18 protein-coding genes are annotated in these 16,902 nt (G+C 60.0%); 13 read left to right on the forward strand and 5 right to left on the reverse strand.

Annotated elements, in window-relative coordinates; genetic code table 11:
* Window positions 1-14: 14 nt before the first annotated feature.
* From N1037_03860 to N1037_03870, 3 genes are read right to left on the reverse strand one after another with little or no spacing between them, the layout of a single operon-like run.
* Window positions 15-437, reverse strand: a complete 423-nt coding sequence (locus tag N1037_03860) for a MaoC family dehydratase (protein UWS80174.1) — start codon at window positions 435-437, stop codon at window positions 15-17.
* Window positions 434-880, reverse strand: a complete 447-nt coding sequence (locus N1037_03865; protein ID UWS80175.1) for a MaoC family dehydratase N-terminal domain-containing protein — start codon at window positions 878-880, stop codon at window positions 434-436. Before N1037_03865 ends, N1037_03860 begins: the two co-directional genes overlap by 4 nt.
* A gap of 10 nt (window positions 881-890) precedes the next feature.
* Complete coding sequence (locus N1037_03870) at window positions 891-2,075, reverse strand: lipid-transfer protein (protein UWS80176.1); 1,185 nt, start codon at window positions 2,073-2,075, stop codon at window positions 891-893.
* Window positions 2,076-2,295: 220 nt separating this feature from the next.
* Between N1037_03870 and N1037_03875 the strand changes: the two genes are divergently transcribed.
* Window positions 2,296-2,913, forward strand: a complete 618-nt coding sequence (locus N1037_03875) for a TetR/AcrR family transcriptional regulator (protein UWS80177.1) — start codon at window positions 2,296-2,298, stop codon at window positions 2,911-2,913.
* A gap of 31 nt (window positions 2,914-2,944) precedes the next feature.
* Here the strand turns inward: N1037_03875 and N1037_03880 are convergent, their stop codons facing one another.
* Complete coding sequence (locus N1037_03880; GenBank protein ID UWS80178.1) at window positions 2,945-3,802, reverse strand: helix-turn-helix domain-containing protein; 858 nt, start codon at window positions 3,800-3,802, stop codon at window positions 2,945-2,947.
* A 118-nt stretch (window positions 3,803-3,920) separates the two neighbouring features.
* Here N1037_03880 and pobA point away from each other — a divergent pair, with 118 nt between their 5' ends.
* Together pobA and N1037_03890 are read left to right on the forward strand one after the other, a co-directional pair.
* Window positions 3,921-5,102: a 4-hydroxybenzoate 3-monooxygenase gene (pobA, locus tag N1037_03885; GenBank protein ID UWS80179.1), complete on the forward strand. Its 1,182-nt coding sequence runs from the start codon at window positions 3,921-3,923 to the stop codon at window positions 5,100-5,102.
* A gap of 110 nt (window positions 5,103-5,212) precedes the next feature.
* Window positions 5,213-6,091 carry a crotonase/enoyl-CoA hydratase family protein gene (locus tag N1037_03890; GenBank protein ID UWS80180.1) on the forward strand — a complete coding sequence of 293 codons (879 nt, stop codon included), beginning with the start codon at window positions 5,213-5,215 and terminating at the stop codon, window positions 6,089-6,091.
* 184 nt (window positions 6,092-6,275) lie between these two features.
* Here the strand turns inward: N1037_03890 and N1037_03895 are convergent, their stop codons facing one another.
* Window positions 6,276-6,797: a helix-turn-helix transcriptional regulator gene (locus N1037_03895; GenBank protein UWS80181.1), complete on the reverse strand. Its 522-nt coding sequence runs from the start codon at window positions 6,795-6,797 to the stop codon at window positions 6,276-6,278.
* 159 nt (window positions 6,798-6,956) lie between these two features.
* Here N1037_03895 and N1037_03900 point away from each other — a divergent pair, with 159 nt between their 5' ends.
* The 10 genes from N1037_03900 (at window position 6,957) to moaD (ending at window position 16,900) form a co-directional block, all read left to right on the forward strand.
* The gene (locus tag N1037_03900) at window positions 6,957-7,910 is read left to right on the forward strand and encodes a lysophospholipase (GenBank protein ID UWS80182.1); all 954 of its coding nucleotides are present in this window, start codon (window positions 6,957-6,959) and stop codon (window positions 7,908-7,910) included.
* Window positions 7,911-8,066: 156 nt separating this feature from the next.
* Window positions 8,067-8,576: a carbon monoxide dehydrogenase subunit G gene (locus tag N1037_03905; GenBank protein UWS80183.1), complete on the forward strand. Its 510-nt coding sequence runs from the start codon at window positions 8,067-8,069 to the stop codon at window positions 8,574-8,576.
* A 187-nt stretch (window positions 8,577-8,763) separates the two neighbouring features.
* The gene (locus N1037_03910) at window positions 8,764-9,693 is read left to right on the forward strand and encodes an ABC transporter ATP-binding protein (protein ID UWS80184.1); all 930 of its coding nucleotides are present in this window, start codon (window positions 8,764-8,766) and stop codon (window positions 9,691-9,693) included.
* Window positions 9,690-10,451, forward strand: a complete 762-nt coding sequence (locus N1037_03915; protein UWS80185.1) for an ABC transporter permease — start codon at window positions 9,690-9,692, stop codon at window positions 10,449-10,451. Before N1037_03910 ends, N1037_03915 begins: the two co-directional genes overlap by 4 nt.
* A 183-nt stretch (window positions 10,452-10,634) precedes the next feature.
* Complete coding sequence (locus N1037_03920; GenBank protein ID UWS80186.1) at window positions 10,635-11,432, forward strand: S49 family peptidase; 798 nt, start codon at window positions 10,635-10,637, stop codon at window positions 11,430-11,432.
* 171 nt (window positions 11,433-11,603) lie between these two features.
* A complete protein-coding gene (locus N1037_03925; GenBank protein UWS80187.1) occupies window positions 11,604-12,560 on the forward strand; it encodes a calcium/sodium antiporter in 957 nt (318 codons plus the stop codon).
* Between the two features lie 39 nt (window positions 12,561-12,599).
* Entirely contained in the window at window positions 12,600-13,376 is a 777-nt protein-coding gene (locus tag N1037_03930; GenBank protein ID UWS80188.1) for an SDR family oxidoreductase, read from the forward strand.
* A 302-nt stretch (window positions 13,377-13,678) separates the two neighbouring features.
* Entirely contained in the window at window positions 13,679-15,610 is a 1,932-nt protein-coding gene (uvrC, locus tag N1037_03935; protein ID UWS80189.1) for an excinuclease ABC subunit UvrC, read from the forward strand.
* Between the two features lie 373 nt (window positions 15,611-15,983).
* Window positions 15,984-16,655, forward strand: a complete 672-nt coding sequence (gene pgsA, locus N1037_03940) for a CDP-diacylglycerol--glycerol-3-phosphate 3-phosphatidyltransferase (protein UWS80190.1) — start codon at window positions 15,984-15,986, stop codon at window positions 16,653-16,655.
* Entirely contained in the window at window positions 16,655-16,900 is a 246-nt protein-coding gene (moaD, locus tag N1037_03945; protein ID UWS80191.1) for a molybdopterin converting factor subunit 1, read from the forward strand. The genes pgsA and moaD overlap by 1 nt, the downstream gene beginning before the upstream one ends.
* Window positions 16,901-16,902 lie beyond the last annotated feature (2 nt).

Below are 16,902 nucleotides of genomic sequence, written 5' to 3' on the forward strand. Positions count from 1 at the left end.
GGCTGCAGCTATCGCTAGGGCAGCTCCACCACGGCTTTGCCTGCCAGTTTTACGTCGCCATGCTGATCTGCGGCCTGGATCTCCAGGGCGACCAGATTGCCTTCGCGTTTCTCCACCACCCGGCCGGTGCAGGTCACCACCGCATGGACCTGGGTGATAGAGACAAACCTGGTGGAAAATTCCCGTACCGCGCGCTGTGGCACCCAGGCGGTCAGCAGGTGGCCCAGATAGGCCATGCCCAACATGCCATGAGCAAAGACATCCGGCACGCCTGCGGCCTTGGCAAAATCAATGTCGATATGGATCGGGTTGTGATCACCAGAGGCGCCGGCAAACAGCGCCAGGGTGGTGCGGCTGATGGGTTTCGAGGTCACGGCGGGCAGGCTATCGCCCACGTCTACCCCGGCATAGGTTACGCCCTGTGCAAATGCGCTCATTTTGGATCCCTCACAACAATGGTGCCGGTCATGCCGCCCAGGTCTTCGCCCAGTTGGTTTGTGGCTTGGGTTTTCAGGATAACAAACTCCATGGCGCCGCCCTTTTTGTCGTAGATGTCCATGCAGGTGCAGGTGAGGGTCACGCGGTCCCCGGCGCAGATCGGCGCGCCATAGGTAAAGGCCTGTTCGCCGTGCAGCACATGGCCCAGCTCAATGCCCATGGCGTTAATGAAATAGAACCGGTCCTCGCGGTCCTGATCCAGGGTGAACAGAAAGGTCAACGGCGCGGGCAGGGCGCGATAGCCTGCGGCCCGTGCTGCCTCCTCGTCCCAATAGATCGGGTCACGCTGGCCGGTGGCGCGGGCAAAGGCGCGCAGTTGAAAGGGCTCTACATCTACATGCAGCGGCGGAAAGCTGCGGCCAATGAAGGATCTGTCGATCATGTGGTTCTCCTCAGGCTGCCTGGTACAGGGTGACGACACAGGCACCACCCAGACCAAGATTATGCTGCAGGGCGGTGCGTGCGCCCGCGACCTGAGTAGGACCGGCAGTGCCGCGCAATTGCCGGGTCAGCTCGTAACACTGCGCCAGACCGGTGGCGCCCAGGGGATGGCCTTTGGACAGGAGCCCGCCCGAGGGGTTGGTCACATATTTACCGCCGTAGGTATTGTCTCCATCGGCGATGAACTTGCTGGCGCCGCCTTCGGGGCAAAGACCCAGACCCTCGTAGGTGATCATCTCGTTATGGGCAAAACAGTCGTGCAGCTCGACCACATCCACGTCGTCGATGCTGATGCCGGTCTGTTCCTGTACCTGTTTGGCGGCGGCGGCGGTCATGTCGTAGCCCACCAGCTGCATCATGTCATGGGCCTCAAAGGTCGAGGCATAGTCAGTGGTCATCGCCTGGCCCTTGATGCGCACGGCCTGATTGAGCCCGTGTTTTTTGGCGTAAGACTCGCTCACCACGATGGCAGCGGCGGCGCCACAGGTGGGCGGGCAGGCCATCAGCCGGGTCATCACGCCCTCCCAGATCATCGGGCTGTCCAGCACGTCCTGCGGTGACAATTCCTGCCGGAACAGCGCCAGCGGGTTGTTCACCGCGTGGCGGCTGGCCTTGGCACGAATGCGGGCCAGATCGGTCAGGGAGGAGCCGTGTTTCTCCATGTGGGATTTACCGGCGCCGCCAAAATAGCGCAGCGCCAGCGGAATTTCGGGGCGGCCAACCAGATCGTCGGTCTCCGAATCGAATGCATCAAAGGGGCTGGGGCGGTCGTCCCAATGGGAGGTCAGGGCGCCGGGCTGCATATGTTCAAACCCCAGCGCCAGCGCCACATCTACCGCGCCGGACTGCACCGCCTGGCGCGCCATGAACAGCGCGGTCGAACCGGTCGAGCAGTTGTTGTTCACATTCATCACCGGAATGCCGGTCATGCCCACTTTGTATAGCACGGCCTGACCACAGGTGCTGTCCCCGTAGACATAGCCCGCATAGGCCTGTTCAACCGCGTCATAGGGCAGGCCTGCATCGGCGAGCGCGTCGCGCAGTGCGGCGGCTCCCATTTCGGTATAGGGGGCGTTTTGACCGGGTTTGGCAAACTTGGTCATGCCCACTCCGGCAACCAGTACCTCTGATGACATTGGTCTCTCTCCTTGCTGATGCTTTGGACGCAGGTGTTGCGCACCGACGCAATTTTGCTTCTTGCGTACTGTTTGCCGGGGCTGGGCAAGAGGTCAAGTTTCATGTAACTGATGAGTGTAATTACCGGGCGTCACCTGGCTGTCAGCTGGCGTTCTCTGGGAAAAACTGGTCGGGCAGGCGGTGGCATTTTGGTCAATGTGTTGAGAGCAGAACGGCAATATGGGCAATAACAGCTGGATCAAACCCGGGGCGAGCCGTGACGCCCAGCGAGAGGCCAAGCGGCAAGCGGTGCTGCAGGCCGGCGCCTGCCTGTTCAACGATCAAGGCTATGAGCAAACCTCGCTGGAGGATATTGCAGCGGTGCTCAATATCACCAAACGCACGATCTATTATTATGTGCAAAGCAAAGAGGACATCCTGTTTGGCTGTCACCTGCTGGGGTTGGAATTTCTGCGCGAAACCATGCAGCAGAGCCAGGATGAAGCCCTGCCGGTGGTGGATCGTATCGCCCTGTTGATCCGGGGCTATTGTGCCTGGGTTTCCACCGATCTGGGCGCGACACTTGCTATGGTCCGTGAACACAGCCTGTCGCCCGAGCGGCGCCACGCGTTGCGCGCCAGCAAGGCCGAGGTGGATTTTCACCTGCGCAGCCTGATCACCCAGGGGGTGGCCGAGGGCAGCCTGCGCCCCTGCGATGCACGCTTGGTGGCGGCGGCGGTTTTTGGCGCCTTGAATTGGATCCCCCATTGGAATCGGGTGCCTGATCCGGTGCCGCAGGGTGAGATCGCAGAGCAAATTCTGCAGCTGGTCCTGTCTGGGATGACGGCGCAGAATTAAGGGGTCCTGCCCCTGGGTGAAAAGCCCTGCGCTAGGCCTCGCTGACCTTTTTGCGAAACAGTTTCGGCGGCGTGCCGGTGCCCTTGGTAAAGACCCGGCTGAAATGCGCCGGGTCGGAAAACCCCAGATCATAGGCGATCTGCGCTGCGGTCAGATTGGTATAGATCAACATCCGGCGCGCCTCGCGCAGCATGCGGTCGTTGATCAGTTGCGAGGCTGACTGTCCGGCAGATTGATGGGTGATCCGGTTCAGATGGGTGGGAGAGATCGCCAGATCGCGGGCATAACCGGCCAGGGGGCGGCGGGTGCGAAAATCCCGTTCGATCATTTCCTCAAACCGGGTGAACAGCTGGTTGCCCGCCCGATGCTGATTGGCGCTATCCGCCTCAAAAATGGCGCGGGCGGCCAGGGCGATCAGGGCGCCCGCCAAAGAGCGCAGCACCTGGGCGCGGGCAAAATCCTGTCGGTGGTATTCATCAAACAGATGTTCGGCCAACTCGCCCAGCTCCCCGGGCAGCGGCAGGATCGCAGGCCGTTCCAGCGGTGCCCGCACCCCCTCGCTGGCCTGGATGCAGTGGTCCAGCAGGTCAGAGGTCAGCGTTACCACCCAGCCGTGGGTTTCTGGCGCAAAGTCATAGCCATGTACCACGCCGCGCGGAATATTGACAAAACTGGCGGTTGGAATCGCCTGGGTTTTGCCGTCGATCTCGGCCGCGCCATTGCCCTCTGTCAGGAATAATAGCTGGTGCAGCCGGGCGTGGCGATGGGCCTTTAGCTGCCAGTCATGCAGGGCCGAGCGCGAGCGAATGGTCTCGACATGGAGCACATCTGCCAGTTCTTCGGTTTCGCCAAACAGGTTGTAGCTGCTGATGTGGGAGGCATGGGGCATGTGTGAAATGTACAAGAAGTTGCGCAGTCAGTCCATTCGCAAAGTAATTTTCTCAATGCATATTAGATGGCAGATCCACGGGCAAACTCTAGCCCCGCATGTTTAGGGAGACGTGTTCATGTCGCAAACAACCACTCAGGTTGCCATCATTGGCGGCGGGCCTTCTGGGCTGCTTTTGTCACAGCTTTTGCACCGTCAGGGCATTGATACTGTGGTACTGGAGCGGCAGACGCGGGACTATGTGCTGGGGCGTATTCGCGCCGGGGTGCTTGAACATGGTTTTGTCGAGCTGATGCGTGAAGCCGGCTGCGCCGCACGTATGGAGGCCGAGGGCGAAGAACATCACGGGGTCTATCTGGCGCATCAGGGGCGGATGGACCGCATTGATCTGGCGGGCTCTGCGGATGGTGCCACGGTGATGGTCTATGGCCAGACCGAGGTGACACGCGATCTGTACGCGGCGCGCGATGCCATGGGGGGCAGTGTCATTCATCAGGCCGACAAGGTGCAGCCCCATGATCTGAAATCGCAAACCCCTTATGTAACCTATGAAAAAGACGGGGCAGAGCACCGCATTGACTGTGACTTTATTATTGGTGCCGATGGCTTTCACGGGGTCAGCCGCAAGTCGATCCCGGCGGATGTGCTGCGCGAATATGAAAAGGTGTACCCCTTTGGCTGGCTTGGTGTCTTGTCCGAGACCAAACCCGCCTCGCCCGAGCTGGTCTATGCCCGCCATGAGCGTGGCTTTGCGCTGTGTTCCATGCGCAGCCAGGTGCTGAGCCGCTATTACATTCAGGTGCCGCTGACCGATAAGGTCGAAGACTGGTCGGATGAGGCCTTCTGGACAGAGCTGAAGGCGCGCCTGCCCAAAGAGGTTGCCGAGGGGCTGCAAACTGGGGCCTCGATTGAGAAATCCATCGCGCCGCTGCGCAGCTTTGTGGCAGAGCCGATGCGCTATGGTCAGCTGTTTCTCGCCGGGGATGCGGCGCATATCGTGCCGCCAACCGGGGCCAAGGGGCTGAACTCGGCGGCGTCCGATATCTACTATCTTTATCACGGATTTCTGGATCACTACAAAAACGGCGACAGTGCCGGACTGGAGGGCTATTCGGAAAAAGCCCTGGCGCGGGTCTGGAAGGCCGAGCGGTTTAGCTGGTGGATGACCAACCTGCTGCACCGTTTCCCGGATATGAGCGAGGCGGACCTGCGGCTGCAATGCGCCGACTTGGACTATCTGTTCTCCTCCGAGGCGGCGCAGGCCTCGATGGCGGAAAACTACGTGGGCTTGCCTTACTAAGAGCGCCCCATATGCAGTGACGCCACGTAGGCCGGGTAGCGTCCCGGCCTGATCAGGCTGGCCTGATGGCAAAGAGCATGCTCTCCTGTTAGCAAGCAAGGGAGAGAGACATGTCGACAGTTACCCATGAAAAGACAGTTGCCTACGAAAAGACTGGCCGGATTGCGCGGATCACGCTCAACCGGCCAGAGGTGATGAATGCCATCAATGATCAGCTGCCCAAAGATCTGGCGGCAGCGGTGGCGCGGGCCGATGCCGATCCCGGCGTCCATGTCATGGTGCTGTCGGGCGCGGGCGAGGCCTTTTGTGCCGGCTATGACCTGACCTTTTATGCCGAAGGCAATGGATCAGGGGCCGCGACACAAGAGATGCCTTGGGATCCGATCAAGGACTACCGTTTCATGTGGGAAAACACCCAGCACTTCATGTCCCTGTGGCGGGCGGTGAAACCTGTTTTGTGCAAGGTGCATGGCGCAGCGGTGGCTGGCGGATCCGATATCGCGCTTTGTGCGGATATGACCATCATGGCAGAGGAGGCGCAGATCGGCTACATGCCGACCCGGGTTTGGGGCTGCCCAACCACCGCAATGTGGGTCTACCGGCTGGGGGCAGAGCGCGCCAAACGCATGTTGTTTACCGGCGACAAGATCTCAGGGCGCGAAGCGGCGGACATCGGGCTGGTGATGCAGGCGGTGCCGCAGGCCGAGCTGGAGGATGCGGTCGAGGCCATGGCAGCGCGCATGTCCACGGTGCCGATCAATCAACTGGCGATGCAGAAACTGGTGATCAATCAGGCGGTTGAGCAGACCGGCCTGATGCAGACCCAGCGGCTGGCGACGATCTTTGACGGTATTACACGGCATTCACCTGAAGGGCTGAACTTCAAGGCGCGCTCTGAAGAGATGGGCTGGAAACAGGCGGTGCGCGAGCGCGACGAGGGCACCTTTGACTGGACCACAAACGAGGAAATCCCAAAGGGAAATCGCTAGGGCCCCGCGCCTGAGCAGATCATCCGTCAAGCCTGCAACCAGTCAGGGGCCTTTCACGAACCAAGCCTCCCCCTTTCCAAAGGGCGTTCCAGCCAACTCCAGAGATGCGGCAGGGCGCGCTCTTGTCTGTCCTTTGGGGGAGGCTCAGAAAACTGCAGGTCCAGTCCTGAACTGAGGCCCAGTCTTAATGTGCGGTGCCGGTATCTGAGACTGGATCTGGGGCTGGATCTGAGGCTGATGCCTGGATCGTTTCGTCTGGTGCGGCCTCGGAGAGCACCATCAGAACCGTTTTGTGGTTCAGCTCCTGGCCCGTGGTCTTATCGGTCAAAACCGGGTCCACTTGGGCACCGGTGTCGCGGGTTACAAAGGTAAAGGGAGCGGGCTCCTGGCTGGGCAGGTTGTGCTGGGCCCAGTCCTGCATCGCCAGCAGCACCGGGGCAAACTCTTTTCCAGAGGCGGTCAGGCGATATTCATGGCGCAGGGGGCGTTCTTGATAGGGGCGCCGTTCCAGAACCCCCATGGCCTCCAGCCGCTTTAGCCGTTCGGCCAGCAGATGCCGGGTCACGCCCAGACGTTTCTGGAATCCATCGAACCGGCGCACCCCTAGGAAACATTCCCGTAGGATGAGCAGCGTCCAACGGTCCCCAACCACCCCCATAGCGCGGGCAAGCGGACAGGTGTCACCAGTGAGATCATGCCATTTCATGGGCGGAACCTTAGCACGGATTGACAGAGTTCTCAATTGGAACCGATAATGAGTTCCAAATTAGAACTTATATCCGATTCGCGTGTCATACCGGGTACGCAGCGCCAGGCCAGCACAGTCTGGCACAGTCCGGCACAGAAACTTCGAGGAGGCCGCCAGATGGTCACGACTTCAACTGCCCGCCCAAAGGTCAGCGCCACAGCGCAACCAGCAGCCGCCGCGAAATCCAAGCCGCGCCAAGCGCGTGCTCCTAAATGGTTTCACCGCACCACCGGGGCGCTCAGCCGGGTCAGCCCTGGGTTGGCCTCCGCCGTGTTTGCTTATTTGTTTACCCGGCCCCAGCGGCAAAAACTGCCGCGCCGGGAACGGGACTGGTTGCTTCAGGCGACAGCCACCCCTTTGAAATTGACCGACGGCACCCAGGTGCCGCTCTATGAATGGCGCGGCGCGCGGCCCTTGGCGGGGGTGCGCGACGAGGCACCTCTGCCGACGGTGCTGCTGGTGCATGGCTTTGGTGGTCGGGCTGGCCAGATGGGCGGTTTTGCAGCGCCCTTGGTGGCGGCCGGATATCGGGTGGTTGCCTTTGATGCCCCGGCCCATGGGGCGGCGGCTGGAAGCCGCAGTTCGCTGCCGGAAATGTTGGAGGTGACGCAGCAGGTCGCCGCGCGGCTTGGCCCGCTGGCCGGGGTTGTGGCGCATTCCAACGGCGCGGCGGCGGTGATTGCGGCGCTCACGCGGGGGATGCAGGCTGACAGGGTGGCGCTTTTGGCGCCGATGCCGGATCTTGAAAGCTTTATCCAGCGCCTGGCCAGCCAGCTTGGCTTTTCTGCCAGCGTGGCAAAACGAGCGCAAAGCCGGGTGGAAGCACGCTATGGCCTGCCGTTTTCGGCGCTAAAGGCCGCAAGGCTCACCCCGCAGCTGACCTTGCCGACCTTGATCCTGCACGACAGCGGGGATCGGATTATCCCCCTGCAGGAGGTCGAAGATCTGGCGCGGGTCTGGAAGGCTGCGCGGCTGGAGGTGAGTGATGGGCTGGGCCATAACCGCCTGCTGCGGGACGAGACGGTTATTGCCTCGGTGGTTGCCCATTTGGGCGTGGCTACGCCGCGTTAGCGGCCAGTTGAGTGCGGCAGCTGACGGCTTGCATCTTGGCAGCGGCCCCGTGGGTCGGTTAGGTCTAGAGGCAGAGACAAACCACGAGGCAGAGAGGCAGAGGCGCACCGCAATGGTTGGCCCGGCCCGCTCACCCGCCCAAAGGAGGCCCCCGCCATGCAGATGAGTGACAGCAAAGAGATTGCCGCCCCCCCCGCCGAGGTCTACGCGGCCCTGCTGAGCCCGGAGGTTCTGAAGGCCTGCGTCCCCGGCGCCCAAGAGGTAAACGGCAGCGTTGAAGAGGGCTTCGAGGCCTCGGTGACGCAGAAGGTCGGCCCGGTCAAAGCCACCTTCAAAGGCCAGGTCACCCTGTCGGATCTGATCGAGAACGAAAAGCTCACCATCACCGGCGAGGGCAAGGGCGGCGCGGCTGGCTTTGCCAAGGGCGGCGCGGTGGTCAGCCTGACCCCCTCTGAGACCGGCACCCTGCTGTCCTATGAGGTCGAGGCCAAGGTCGGCGGTAAGCTGGCGCAACTGGGCAGCCGGATCATTGATGGTTTTGCCAAAAAGATGGCGGATCAGTTCTTTGTCAACCTGCAGACCCATCTTGCCCCCGAAGAGGCCGAGGCCGAAGAGGGCGAGGGTGAGGAGAAAAAGGGGTGGTTCAAAAAGATCACCGGGAATTAACCCGCAAACCAGCTCCGCTGACCATCCCGGCAATTCGCCCGCAGGCCTGCCAAGGGCTGCGGTGGAAAATATCTCTGCGCAGGCGCACAGATGTCTGCGCATGTCTTTGTGCTCCCGCTTACTGGTCGTGGCCTCCTGCGCTGGGTAGGGTGCAGCAGAATTGAACCTTTTGATCAAGGGAGGTCCCATGGCGGCGATCCTGTCCATTTCCGATCTGCGCAAATCTTATGAGGGCGGCTTTGAAGCGCTCAAAGGGGTTTCGCTGGATATTGATGAGGGCGAAATCCTTGCCCTGCTGGGGCCTAATGGCGCTGGCAAGACCACGTTGATCTCGACCGTTTGCGGGATCGTCACGCCCACCTCGGGCTCGGTGAAGGTGGGAGGGCATTGTATCCTGACCGGTTTTCGCGCCGCCCGGTCGCTCATCGGGCTGGTGCCGCAGGAGATCAACCTCGAACCCTTTGAAAAGGTGATCAACTCGGTGCGGTTTTCGCGCGGCCTGTTTGGCAAGCCCCGCAACGAGCCGCTGATCGAAGACATCCTGAAAAAGCTGTCGCTCTGGGATAAGCGCAACGCCCAGGTCAAAGAGCTGTCCGGCGGCATGAAACGCCGGGTGCTGATCGCCAAGGCGCTGGCCCATGAGCCGCGGGTTTTGTTCCTGGATGAACCCACCGCGGGGGTTGATGTGGAGCTGCGCAAAGACATGTGGGACGTGGTGCGGGAGCTGAAAGGCAACGGTGTGACCATCATCCTGACCACCCATTACATCGAAGAGGCCGAGGCAATTGCCGACCGCGTCGGGGTGATTGCCGATGGCCAGATTCTGTTGGTCAAAGACAAGGACGAGTTGATGGCGCAGCTGGGCAAAAAGCAGCTCTGCGTGCACCTTTCCGCGCCAATCACCGAGGTGCCCGCCAGCCTGGCAGAGCATGACCTGGCGCTGAGTGAGGCAGGTGATGCGCTGATTTACACCTATGACACCAAGGCCGACCGCACCGGCATCACCGCGCTGTTGAACGATGTGGCCAGTGCAGGCCTGGTGTTGGCGGATGTCTCCACCCGGCAATCCAGCCTCGAAGATATTTTTGTCGGCCTCGTGTCAGGAGAGAAGTCATGAACTGGACAGCTATCTGGTCAATCTACCGCTTTGAAATGACACGGTTCTTCCGCACTTTGTTCCAGAGCTTTCTGTCGCCTGTGCTGTCGACATCCTTGTATTTTGTGGTCTTTGGTGCCGCCATTGGCAGCCGCATTGATCAGGTGGATGGCATCGCCTACGGCGCCTTTATTGTCCCCGGTCTGATCATGCTCAGCGTGATGACGCAGAGTATTTCCAACGCCTCTTTTGGCATCTATTTCCCCAAGTTCATCGGCACGATTTACGAGCTGTTGTCAGCGCCGATAAATTTTCTGGAGATCGTGTTGGGATATGTGGGCGCGGCGGCAACCAAGGCCTTGTTCATTGGCGTTGTCATCCTGGCCACCTCAACCCTGTTTGTGGATATCTCAATCGCCCACCCCTTTGCCATGGTGGTGTTTCTGGTGCTGACCTGTCTCAGCTTTGCGCTGATGGGGTTTATCATCGGCATCTGGGCAAAGAATTTTGAGCAGTTGCAGCTGGTGCCGCTGCTGATCGTGACACCGCTGGTTTTCCTGGGGGGATCGTTTTATTCGATCTCCATGCTGCCACCGATCTGGCAGAAAATTACCATGTTCAACCCGGTGGTCTATCTGATTTCCGGCTTTCGCTGGTCCTTCTTTGGCACCTCGGATGTGCCGGTGGGCACCAGCCTGATGGCAATTGGGCTGTTTACAGCGCTTTGCCTTGGGGTGATCTGGTGGATCTTCAAGACCGGCTGGCGTATCCGCTCCTGAGTGCTGTGCCGGATTGGCCTAACGGTAGGAAATGCAAATAAAAAGACTGACAATTAAGCAAAGGCTTCCGGCCTGGGCCGGGAGCGTTGCAAATATACACAGACACCCCCGGATTTTGACCGGAACAGGTTTTGTATCGGCGCCTCCCTTGTTTCACCCCCTACGGCGATCTACATCGGCGCAATGATGTTGCGCTTACCCTTTTTGAAAAAACCGCCCCTCGTCTCTGTTGTGCGCCTGTCCGGGGCCATTGGCATGGCCGGGCGTGGCGCCCTGAACGATGCGTCGCTGGCGCCGGTGCTGGAAGCGGCCTTTAGCAAGGGCAAGCCAGACGCTGTGGCGTTGGAGATCAACTCTCCCGGTGGCTCGCCGGTGCAAAGCTCGCTGATTGGCGCCCGTATCCGGCGCCTGGCAGAGGAAAAGGACGTCCCTGTCTTTGCCTTTGTCGAGGATGTCGCGGCCTCGGGGGGCTATTGGCTGGCGGTTGCAGCGGATGAGATCTGGGCCGATGCCAGCTCGATTGTTGGCTCTATCGGGGTGATCTCTGCGGGCTTTGGCGCCCAAGAGCTGCTCAACCGACATGGGGTTGAGCGCCGGGTCTATACCGCAGGCGAAAGCAAATCCATGCTCGACCCGTTTCAGGCAGAAAACCCAGAAGACGTTGCCCGTCTCAAGGGCTTGCTGGGCGATATACATGAGAATTTCATCGATCACGTCACCGACCGGCGTGGCGATAAGCTCGACGGCAGTCACAAGCTGTTCACCGGCGAGATCTGGCTGGCCAAACGGGCCGCTGAGCTGGGCTTGATCGACGGGATCGGCCATATCAAGCCGACATTGATGGCGCGCTTTGGCGACAAGGTGAAGCTGCGGCGCTACGGCGTCAAAAAACCTTTCCTGAGCCGGTTTGGTGTCGAACTGGCCAAAGATGTCGTCGCGGGCATCGAGGAGCGTGCGGATTTCGCGCGTTTTGGGCTGTGAAGTGATTTTTAAGATTGTAACCCTGTTTTTGGTGGTCATAGCGGTGCTGGCTATGTTCGGAAAGTTTACCTTTCCCGGGCAAAAAAGACTGCAATCCGCGCGCTGCTCCTCTTGTGGGCGGTTCAAGATTGGCAAAGGCCCCTGTGGCTGCAAGTTAAAAGGACCGCGCAAATGATGCCGTGGCTGCTTTGTGGGTTGGGTCTGGTGATCCTGCTTTTGGCTGGGGATGCACTGGTACGTGGTGCGGTGAACCTATCGCTGCGCCTTGGGGTGCCTGCCTTGATCGTCAGTCTGACGATTGTGGCCTTTGGCACCTCTGCGCCTGAGCTGCTGATCGCGATCAAAGCGGTTGCAGAAAACGCCGATGGCATTGCAATGGGCAATGTGGTGGGCTCCAATACCGCCAATATTCTAATGGTTCTCGGCATTCCTGCCATCCTAGCCACCCTGCATACTAGTCAATGTGACAGCCGCAAAAGCTATGTGCTGATGCTTCTGGCCTCTGTCTTGTTCATTGGTCTGTCGATGTGTGGCACCCTGACGATCTGGTCTGGGTTGATCCTGCTGACGGCCCTGGCGCTGTTTCTGGGCGATGCCTTTCGCGATGCACGCAGCCATCGCAAAAACTGTTGCAGCGGCGACGAGGATGAGCCGCTGGAGGGGCTGGAAGAAGCCGACCCCAGCATGCCGGTCTGGAAGATTGCGATCTTTCTTGGGCTGGGCCTGATCGGCCTGCCGCTGGGCGCGGATCTTTTGGTGGATAATGCCACGATCATCGCCCGCATGTACCAAGTCAGCGAGCCGGTCATTGGCCTGACCCTGGTTGCCATTGGCACCTCGCTGCCCGAACTCGCCACCACGGTCATGGCAACCCTGCGCAAACAGGCGGATGTGGCGCTGGGCAATGTCATCGGCTCCAATATGTTCAACCTGTTGGCCATCATCGGCATTGCCACCCTGATCGGACCGATCACCGTGGATCCTGAATTCCTGCGCTTTGACCTTTGGGTCATGCTGGGTGCCTCGCTGCTGATCTTTCCTTTTGTGTTCTTCAAAAAGAACATCACCCGACTTTGGGGCTTTGGCCTGACGGGGCTTTACATCGGATATATCCTGGTGCTGTTTTGATCGCGGCAGCTGCTCTGCAGCAGTGAGAGGGAGCAAAAGATGCGTGCATTGGTAACAGGGGCGGGCAAGCGGCTTGGCCGGGCCATGGCGCTCAAGCTGGCGGCAGAAGGCTATGATGTTGCGGTGCATTACGACCAGTCCGCCGCAGCCGCGGAGGACGTCGCTCAGGAAATCCGCGCCTTGGGACGTCAGGCAGTCACCCTGCAGGCGGATCTGCTCTGCCAGCAGGCCAGCCGGGACCTGCTGCCCCATGCGGCCTCTGCTCTGGGCGGTGCCATCACCTGCCTGGTGAACAATGCGTCGATTTTTGAACCAGACCTGCTGGAAACCGCCAGCACCACCAGCTGGGACCGTGCCTTTGACAGCAATCTGCGCGCGCCTTTTCTGCTGACCCAGGCGATGGCGGCGCAATCTGTCACGCTGCCCACAGACGCGACGGGAGAGCCACAGGCCTGGGGGCTGGTGGTCAATATGATTGATCAGCGGGTGCGCAATCTGACGCCGGATTTCATCAGCTACACCCTGGCCAAATCAGCGCTTTGGACCCTGACGCAGACTGCAGCCCAGGCGCTGGCCCCAAGAATTCGTGTCAACGGGATCGGACCGGGTCCAACCCTGGCCAATGCCCATCAAAGCAGTGAGACCTTTGCCAAACAGCGGGCTGCGACCATCCTGCAGCGCGGTGTCGATCCGGCGGATATTACCGCAGCCCTTGGCTATCTGCTCACCGCGCGGGCGGTGACAGGACAGCTCATTTGCGTCGATAGCGGCGAACACTTGGGCTGGGTCGAGAGCGAGAATTTTGACCGCGGCTGATTGCTGGTGCAATTACCCTAGGGAAAGTTGTGCACGTTTGGTGGTGCCGTCACAGATCCGTTACAAAAGAGTCTTTGTTTTCAAAAACTTGACAGGTAAGCAAAAAAGTTTCCTTTAGTTTCAGGTTGTTACAAATTAGCCTAAAAATTAAGCAGTGGTGAATTTCCCGCGTGAAATAAGGGAAAAGTGGGGATAGCCCAAAGATATCTTCAGGCTTATCCACAGGGGTGGTGGATTTGTTCAGGGCTTGAACCCGACGGTGGGTCATTGCAGCCGGGCGTTGGGAATCATATCACTGTGGCATGACAGATCAGACGCCAGAACAGCCCTCAGACAGCTCCGCAGAACAAAGCACCCCGCTGCCGGTTGCCGCCACCTCTGACGGGGAGGTGCCGCGCAGGGGCTACGCTGTGATTCAGGACTATCTCAAAACCCTGGATGCCTCTCCCGGGGTTTACCGGATGCTCGATTCTGAGAGCCGGGTGCTTTATGTAGGCAAGGCGCGCAATCTGCGGGCGCGGGTGTCAAACTATAGCCGCCCGGGCAACTCTGCCCGGATCGAGCGGATGATCGCGCTGACCACGCGGATGATGTTCCTCACCACCCGCACCGAGACCGAGGCGCTGCTGCTGGAGCAGAACCTGATCAAGCAGCTGAAGCCCAAATACAACGTGCTGCTGCGCGACGACAAAAGCTTTCCCAGTATTCTGGTGGCCAAGGATCACCCCTTTGCGCAGTTGAAAAAACATCGCGGTGCGCGCAAGCAAAAGGGCAGCTATTTTGGCCCCTTCGCCGGGGCGGGGGCAGTCAACCGGACGCTCAATCAGCTGCAAAAGGCGTTTTTGCTGCGGGATTGTTCCAATGCGATGTTTGAGAGCCGCACGCGGCCCTGTTTGCAATATCAGATCAAGCGCTGTTCTGCCCCCTGTACCGGCGAGATCTCTGAGGAGGAATACGGCCTGGCGGTGCGCGATGCCGAACGCTTTTTGTCCGGGCGCTCCACCAAGATTCAGGAGGAACTGGCGGCGGAGATGATGAAGGCCTCCGAGGCGATGGAGTTTGAACGCGCTGCCGCCCTGCGGGACCGTATCAAGGCGCTGACCCAGGTGCAGTCCAGCCAGGGGATCAACCCGCGCGGGGTTGCCGAAGCCGATATCATCGGGCTGCATATGGAGGGCGGTCAGGCCTGTGTGCAGGTGTTCTTTATCCGCGCCAATCAGAACTGGGGCAATCAGGATTTCTACCCCCGTGTCGATGCGGATATGAGCCCCGCCGAGGTGATGGAGGCCTTCCTGGGCCAATTCTATGACAACAAGGAGCCCCCCAGACAGCTGATCCTGTCGGATGCGATCGAAAACACCGACCTGATGGAAGAGGCGCTCAGCGGCAAGGCTGAGCGCAAGGTCGAGATCCTGGTGCCCCTGCGCGGTGAAAAGACCGAGCTGGTGGCGGGCGCCGTGCGCAATGCCCGCGAAAGCCTGGCGCGGCGCATGGCCGAAAGCGCCACCCAGATCAAACTGTTGAAAGGTCTGGCAGAGGCCTTTGGCCTGAAGGCTCCGCCGCAGCGGATCGAGGTCTATGACAACTCGCATATTCAAGGCACCAATGCGGTTGGCGGCATGATCGTGGCCGGCCCCGAGGGCTTTATGAAAAACGCCTATCGCAAGTTTAACATCAAAGGGGACGATCTGGTGCCCGGCGATGACTTTGGCATGATGAAAGAGGTGCTGAACCGGCGCTTTTCCCGCCTGAAGAAAGAAGACCCGGATCGCTCCAAGGGGCAGTGGCCTGACCTGTTGCTGATCGACGGTGGCGCCGGGCAGGTCTCGGCGGTGGCGGAAATCATGGCGGAACACGGCGTCGAGGATATTCCCATGGTGGGGGTCGCCAAGGGCGTGGATCGCGACCACGGTAAGGAAGAGTTCCACCGGCTGGGGGAGAATGCCTTTGCCCTGCAGCGCAATGACCCGGTGCTGTATTTTGTCCAGCGCATGCGCGACGAGGCGCACCGCTTTGCCATCGGCACCCACCGGGCCAAACGGGCCAAGGCGGTGGGGGCGACACCTTTGGATGATGTTCCAGGTGTCGGCGCGGGCCGCAAACGCGCCTTGCTCAGGCATTTTGGCAGCGCCAAAGCGGTGAGCCGCGCCGATTTGCTGGACCTGAAGGCGGTTGATGGCATTTCAAGCGCCCTGGCAGAAACGATCTACGATTTCTTTCATGAAAAAGGGTAGGGGCTACGGTGACTCCTCTTTGTGGGTGCGACTAATTGCTCTCGTTGGCCTGACTGCTTGCGCCCAGCCTGCAGATTGGCCTCAGAAAAGGGTGCGGTTCTTCGGCGCACCGGGTCGAACCGGAACTCAGCTGGTTGGGGGCATTGTTGCCATTTAACTTGATGGCAAAAGGCTTTCACAACTCAGGCGACAACCCTTTCTGTCGACGACCCGGGGAGCCAATTCCGTCAGCCCCGCGCGCCTTTATCCGCAGATTTTGGGGGATTGTTTTCGCCCTGGGCCATAGCAAGAAAATCACCTCTGCGTGCTTTCCCTTGGGGAAAGTGCCTTATGCGTCTTTTATGTTTGAAAGGCCCATTGTAGGGTCGCCTGCATGAAATGGACCCTGCCCAATATCCTGACTGTGGTGCGCCTGCTGGCAGCGCCGGGTCTCGCCGTTATGTTTCTCTATTTTGCCCGCCCCCTGGCGGATTGGTTTGCGCTGATCCTGTTTGTCGGGGCGGCTGTCACCGATTGGTTTGATGGCTATCTGGCACGCGCCTGGCAGCAGGAAACCAAAATGGGGGCGATGCTGGATCCCATTGCGGACAAGGCCATGGTGGTTGTGGCGCTGATGATCCTGGTGGGCTATGCGGATGAGCACTGGACCCCCTGGCTGGTACTGCCTGCCACGGTGATCCTGTTTCGCGAGGTTTTTGTCTCGGGCCTGCGTGAGTTTCTGGGCGACACCGCTGGAACTTTGAAGGTGACACAGTTGGCCAAGTGGAAGACCACGGCTCAGATGGTGGCAATTGCCACGCTGTTTTCCCAAGGGGTTTTTGAACACTATCTGGTGATGTCCTCCTTTGGCATGGATGAGGCGCTGGTGGCTGAAATTCTGTCGGGGCAGGTCGAAGACCTGCATGGGCTGCGCTGGAAGCTGGACGGCATGTTCTGGACCGGGCGGATCGGGCTGTGGCTGTTGTGGATTGCGGCGGCTCTGACCCTGATCACCGGGGCTGATTACATGCGCAAGGCGCTGCCGCATCTGAAGGAGAGCAATTGATGGATGTCGTCTATTTTGCCTGGGTGCGTGAACGTATCGGAGTGCCACGCGAGCGGGTTGAAACCAGCGCCGCCACGGTAGCGGACCTGGTGGCAGAACTGTCAGCGCGCGAAGAACGCTACAGCGCGGCCTTTGCCGATCTTTCCGCCCTGCGGGTTGCCTTGGATCAGGAGCTTTCAGATTTTGCGGCCCCTCTTGAGGGGGTGCGCGAAGTGGCCTTCTTTCCGCCGATGACCGGGGGCTAGGG

The sequence above is a fragment of the Phaeobacter sp. G2 genome (assembly GCA_025163595.1).
Classification (GTDB): Bacteria; Pseudomonadota; Alphaproteobacteria; order Rhodobacterales; family Rhodobacteraceae; genus Pseudophaeobacter.